The 446-nt window shown below is 64.3% G+C and carries 1 protein-coding gene; it reads right to left on the bottom strand.

Annotation, left to right across the window (positions count from 1 at the left end; translation table 11 throughout):
- On the bottom strand, positions 1-446 hold a 446-nt coding region (locus FHK88_RS03700), incomplete at both ends, for a sugar phosphate isomerase/epimerase family protein (protein ID WP_227429429.1).

Below are 446 nucleotides of genomic sequence, written 5' to 3'. Positions count from 1 at the left end.
GCCACATCATGTGGGAGGGGTCCCAGTTCAGGCCGAAAGCTTCGCGGTGGCCGATCGCCTCAAGGGTCCGCACGGTGGTCCAGTAGTCGTAGGCAATTTCGGAGGGATGGACCTCGTGGGCGAACCGGACACCGCATTCGTCAAAGACGTCCAGGATGGGGTTCCACCGGTCGGCGAAGTCTTGGTAGCCGGCGTCGATGACCTTTTCGGGGACGGGCGGGAACATGGCCACGTACTGCCAGATGGAGGAGCCGGTGAAGCCGACGACGGTGTCCACCCCGAGTGCTTTGGCGAGCCGGGCGGTGTGTTGCATTTCTTCGGCGGCGCGTTGGCGGACACCTTCGGGATCGCCGTCGCCCCAGACCTTGGAACCCACGATCGCTTCGTGCCGGAAGTCGATGGGGTCATCGCAGACGGCCTGGCCCTTGAGGTGGTTGGAGATAGCC

It is taken from the genome of Psychrobacter sp. I-STPA6b (assembly GCF_020662265.1).
Taxonomy (GTDB): domain Bacteria; phylum Pseudomonadota; class Gammaproteobacteria; order Pseudomonadales; family Moraxellaceae; genus Psychrobacter.
The sequence above is the reverse complement of the archived record's forward strand: the minus strand, read 5'-3'. Positions and strand labels throughout refer to the sequence as shown.